Genomic DNA, 4,388 nt, shown 5'->3' on the forward strand with positions numbered 1-4,388 from the left:
TCCTACAGGTGCGGCGATCTCTTGTAGGAGCTGTCGAGTGAAACGAGGCTGCGAATCGTCAATTAATTGAACTCGTCGCCCACCGGATACCGGCTCGCATTCAAGCTCTCTTTGATCTTGCGCAAATGCGGCTGGAAGTCCACACCACGACGCAGGGTCATGCCGGTAGCCAGCACGTCCAGCACGGTCAGTTGAATGATCCGCGAGGTCATCGGCATGTAGATGTCAGTGTCTTCGGGCAGCGGGATATTCAGGCTCAGGGTGCTGGCCTTGGCCAGTGGTGAACCTTCGGCTGTCAGACCCAGCACCGATGCACCGTTCTCCCGGGCGATGCGCGCCACTTCCACGAGTTCGCGGGTGCGGCCGGTGTAGGAGATGATCACGAACAATTCGCCGGTGTGTGCCACCGACGCAATCATCCGTTGCATCAGCACATCGGCATGGGCGGTGACGGCCAGATTGAACCGGAAGAATTTGTGCTGTGCGTCCAGTGCCACCGGGGCCGAGGCACCGAGGCCGAAGAAGTGGATCTGCCGGGCTTGAATCAGCAGGTCGACGGCACGGCTGATCAGGTTCGGGTCAAGCGCCTGGCAAGCGCTGTCCAGCGATGCGATGGCACTGCCAAAGATTTTCTGTGTGTAAGCCTCAGGGTTGTCATCGGCCTCGACCGCACGGCTGACATACGCCGCGCCACTGGCCAGGCTTTGAGCCAACTGCAGTTTGAGTTCCGGGTAGCCGCTGACGCCGAACGAACGGCAGAAACGGTTGACCGTCGGCTCGCTGACCTTCGAGGCCTGGGCGAGGGCGGCAATGCTGAACCGGGTGGCCTGCTGTGGGTTGAGCAGGATCACTTCGGCGACTTTACGTTCAGCCTTGTTCAGGTCTTCAAGGCGATTCTGGATCTGTTCCAGTAAATTCCGCACGCGGTCCATATATGTTCCTTGGGTCAGCAGCGCAAATTAGAGTTCGGCTATGCCAAAAGGGCCTTTGATGCGGCCCCAAACGGTGGCCTATCCTACTGATGGCTCCGACCGACCACCACTCGGAATCTATATTTTGCGAAAATGTTGTGGTTATTACTACATTTTCTCTTGAGCGATGCCTTGAAAAAAGGTATTTGTAGCTTAACTTGATAAAAGAACAAACATCATGCCTTCGATTACGGTTGAACCGTGCACCTTTGCCTTGTTCGGCGCCCTCGGCGATCTGGCCTTGCGCAAGCTGTTTCCTGCCCTCTATCAACTCGACGGCGCAGGCCTCTTGCACGAGGATACGCGCATTATCGCGCTGGCCCGCGAGCCCGGCACCGAGCAGCAACACCTGGCATTCATCGCCGCCGAGTTGCGTCGTTATGTCGGGGCCAAAGAGCTGGATGCGGCCGTGGTCGAACGCTTCCTGGCCCGACTGAGCTACCTGCACGTCGACTTTCTCCAGGCTGATGATTACATCGCCCTGGCTGAAATGGCCGGCAGTGCCCAGCGCGTGATTGCCTACTTTGCGACGCCTGCCGCCGTTTACGGCGCGATCTGCGAGAACCTGGCCAAGGTCGGCCTGGCGCAAAACACCCGCGTAGTCCTGGAAAAGCCCATCGGCTCGGACCTGGAATCCTCGCGCAAGGTCAACGACGCCGTGGCACAGTTCTTCCCGGAAAACCGCACCTACCGCATTGACCATTACCTGGGCAAAGAGACGGTTCAAAACCTCATCGCGCTGCGTTTCGCCAACAGTCTGTTCGAAACCCAGTGGAACCAGAACTACATCTCCCACGTGGAAATCACCGTGGCCGAGAAGGTCGGGATCGAAGGCCGTTGGGGTTACTTCGACAAGGCCGGTCAACTGCGGGACATGATCCAGAATCACCTGCTGCAGCTGCTTTGCCTGATCGCCATGGACCCGCCGGCCGACCTGTCCGCCGACAGCATCCGCGATGAGAAAGTCAAAGTCCTCAAGGCGCTGGCGCCGATCAGCCCGGAAGGCCTGACCACTCAAGTAGTGCGCGGTCAGTACATCGCCGGTTACAGCGAAGGCAAATCGGTCCCGGGTTACCTTGAGGAAGAAAACTCCAACACCCAGAGCGACACCGAAACCTTCGTCGCCTTGCGTGCCGATATTCGCAACTGGCGCTGGGCCGGCGTGCCGTTTTACCTGCGCACCGGCAAGCGCATGCCGCAGAAGCTGTCGCAGATCGTCATCCACTTCAAGGAACCGTCGCATTACATCTTCGCCCCTGAGCAGCGCCTGCAAATCAGCAACAAGCTGATTATCCGCCTGCAACCGGACGAAGGTATTTCCTTGCGCGTGATGACCAAAGAGCAAGGCCTGGATAAGGGCATGCAGCTGCGTAGCGGTCCGTTGCAACTGAATTTTTCCGACACTTATCGCAGCGCGCGGATTCCCGATGCCTACGAGCGGTTGTTGCTGGAAGTGATGCGCGGCAATCAGAACCTGTTTGTCCGTAAAGATGAAATCGAAGCCGCGTGGAAATGGTGTGACCAGTTGATCGCCGGGTGGAAAAAATCCGGTGATGCGCCCAAGCCGTACGCGGCCGGGTCCTGGGGACCGATGAGCTCCATTGCTCTGATCACGCGGGATGGGAGGTCGTGGTATGGCGATATCTAATTTGAAACTGCCTCAGGGCGTCAGCGCCCATGCGTTCAAAAGCCCGGTGCTGTTGGCCGAAACGCTGGCACTGACGGTTGCCAAGCAATTGAGCGAAGCGATCGACACCCAAGGCACCGCCACGCTGGTGGTGTCCGGTGGTCGCAGCCCGGTGGCGTTTTTCCAGCACCTGGCCAAACAGGCGCTGGACTGGTCGAACGTGGTGGTCAGCCTGGCCGACGAACGTTGGGTGCCGGTTGAGCATGCCGACAGCAATGCCGGTCTGCTCAAGCGCTATCTGTTGCAAGGGCCGGCGGCCAAGGCTCAGTTCCTGAGTCTGTACAGCGCCAGCGCCAACCTTGAACAGGCGGCCGAGCAGGCCGATCGTTTGCTCTCCGAACTGCCGGTGATCGATGTATTGGTGCTGGGCATGGGTGACGACGGTCACACCGCGTCGCTGTTTCCGAACAGCCCGAACCTGGCCGATGCCTTGAAGGCCGACGGCATCCGTCGTTGCTACCCGATGTTGGCACCTACCGTGCCGCATCAACGCCTGACCATGAGCCGTGCGCTGCTGGCATCGGCCAAGCATAAAGTTCTGTCCATTTCCGGTCAGTCAAAACTGACCACCCTGAGTGCCGCATTGGCCAGTGACGATGTCGCCGCCATGCCGATTCGCGCGTTTTTGCAACCCACGTTAGAGATTTACTGGTGCCCATGAGCCAAGGAACAGCCGCTATGACAACCCCATCCCCGACCGTTTCCATGGCGGACAAAGTTGCCCTGATCGACAGCCTCTGCGCCAAGGCGCGGATTTTGCCGGTGATTACCATCGCTCGCGAACAGGACGTCCTGCCGCTGGCTGACGCCCTCGCCGCCGGCGGCCTGACTGCCCTGGAAGTGACCCTGCGTTCGCAGTTCGGCCTCAAGGCCATCCAGATCCTGCGCGAACAGCGTCCGGAACTGGTGACCGGTGCCGGCACCGTGCTGGATCGCCACATGCTCGCCGCCGCCGAAGCGGCCGGTTCGCAATTTATCGTTACGCCAGGCATCACCCGTGATTTGCTCGAAGCCAGTGTCAACAGCCCGATCCCGCTGTTGCCCGGTATCAGCAACGCCTCCGGCATCATGGAAGGCTATGGCCTGGGTTATCGCCGCTTCAAGCTGTTCCCGGCGGAAGTGAGCGGCGGCGTCGCTGCCATCAAGGCCTTGGGCGGCCCGTTCGGCGAAGTGAAATTCTGCCCGACTGGCGGCGTTGGCCCGGCCAATATCAAGAGCTACATGGCATTGAAAAACGTCATGTGCGTGGGCGGTAGCTGGATGCTTGATCCGGAGTGGATCAAGAACGGCGACTGGGCCCGCATTCAGGAATGCACCGCCGAGGCCTTGGCGCTGTTGGACTGATCTGCTTTACCTGACACTTCGTTGTGTGTTCTACGGCTTTACGGTGCGCTTGGTCGGTGCACCGTTTTTTTTTGCCTGTAGAAAAGTAATGGGCCGTTGAAACCTCCTGTAGCAGCTGGCGAAGCCTGCGTCCGGCTGCGAAGCAGTCGTAAAATCTGTATCCACGGGGGTGTCAGAAATTTTGTGTTCGGGCATAACATGAGTAAGAGGTGCATGTATGCCAACCAAGAAGAAACCCGCGTTGCGAGAGCTGCCGAAAATCCCGAAAGAGCTGCTCGAGCAATTCACTGATGGACCGATGACAGCGGAAGCCATTGAGGACGCCTCTGCGGCGTTCAAGAAGGCTTTGATCGAGCGAGCCCTGAGTGCTGAGCTCGGCCACCACC

The 4,388-nt window shown here is 59.1% G+C and carries 4 protein-coding genes and 1 pseudogene; 4 read left to right on the forward strand and 1 reads right to left on the reverse strand.

Features of this window, described 5'->3' with window-relative positions; all coding sequences use genetic code 11:
* Window positions 1-62: 62 nt before the first annotated feature.
* Window positions 63-923 carry a MurR/RpiR family transcriptional regulator gene (locus AC1D2P_RS30265; protein WP_177331417.1) on the reverse strand — a complete coding sequence of 287 codons (861 nt, stop codon included), beginning with the start codon at window positions 921-923 and terminating at the stop codon, window positions 63-65.
* A 226-nt stretch (window positions 924-1,149) separates the two neighbouring features.
* Here AC1D2P_RS30265 and zwf point away from each other — a divergent pair, with 226 nt between their 5' ends.
* The 4 genes and pseudogenes from zwf to AC1D2P_RS30285 form a co-directional block, all read left to right on the forward strand.
* Window positions 1,150-2,619: a glucose-6-phosphate dehydrogenase gene (zwf, locus tag AC1D2P_RS30270; RefSeq protein ID WP_046032024.1), complete on the forward strand. Its 1,470-nt coding sequence runs from the start codon at window positions 1,150-1,152 to the stop codon at window positions 2,617-2,619.
* A complete protein-coding gene (pgl, locus tag AC1D2P_RS30275; RefSeq protein WP_046032023.1) occupies window positions 2,606-3,319 on the forward strand; it encodes a 6-phosphogluconolactonase in 714 nt (237 codons plus the stop codon). The genes zwf and pgl overlap by 14 nt, the downstream gene beginning before the upstream one ends.
* Window positions 3,320-3,336: 17 nt before the next feature.
* The gene (locus AC1D2P_RS30280) at window positions 3,337-4,002 is read left to right on the forward strand and encodes a bifunctional 4-hydroxy-2-oxoglutarate aldolase/2-dehydro-3-deoxy-phosphogluconate aldolase (protein ID WP_046032022.1); all 666 of its coding nucleotides are present in this window, start codon (window positions 3,337-3,339) and stop codon (window positions 4,000-4,002) included.
* Between the two features lie 217 nt (window positions 4,003-4,219).
* Window positions 4,220-4,388, forward strand: a pseudogene (locus AC1D2P_RS30285) (IS256 family transposase); the annotation flags it as partial.

It is taken from the genome of Pseudomonas sp. P1_F1_2, from assembly GCF_056405815.1.

What these genes read in the sequence shown, in the direction of transcription:
- AC1D2P_RS30280 (WP_046032022.1), top strand. Translation starts at nt 3,337, where the DNA reads ATGACAACCCCATCCCCGACCGTTTCCATGGCGGACAAAGTTGCCCTG.
- zwf (WP_046032024.1), top strand. Translation starts at nt 1,150, where the DNA reads ATGCCTTCGATTACGGTTGAACCGTGCACCTTTGCCTTGTTCGGCGCC.
- pgl (WP_046032023.1), top strand. Translation starts at nt 2,606, where the DNA reads ATGGCGATATCTAATTTGAAACTGCCTCAGGGCGTCAGCGCCCATGCG.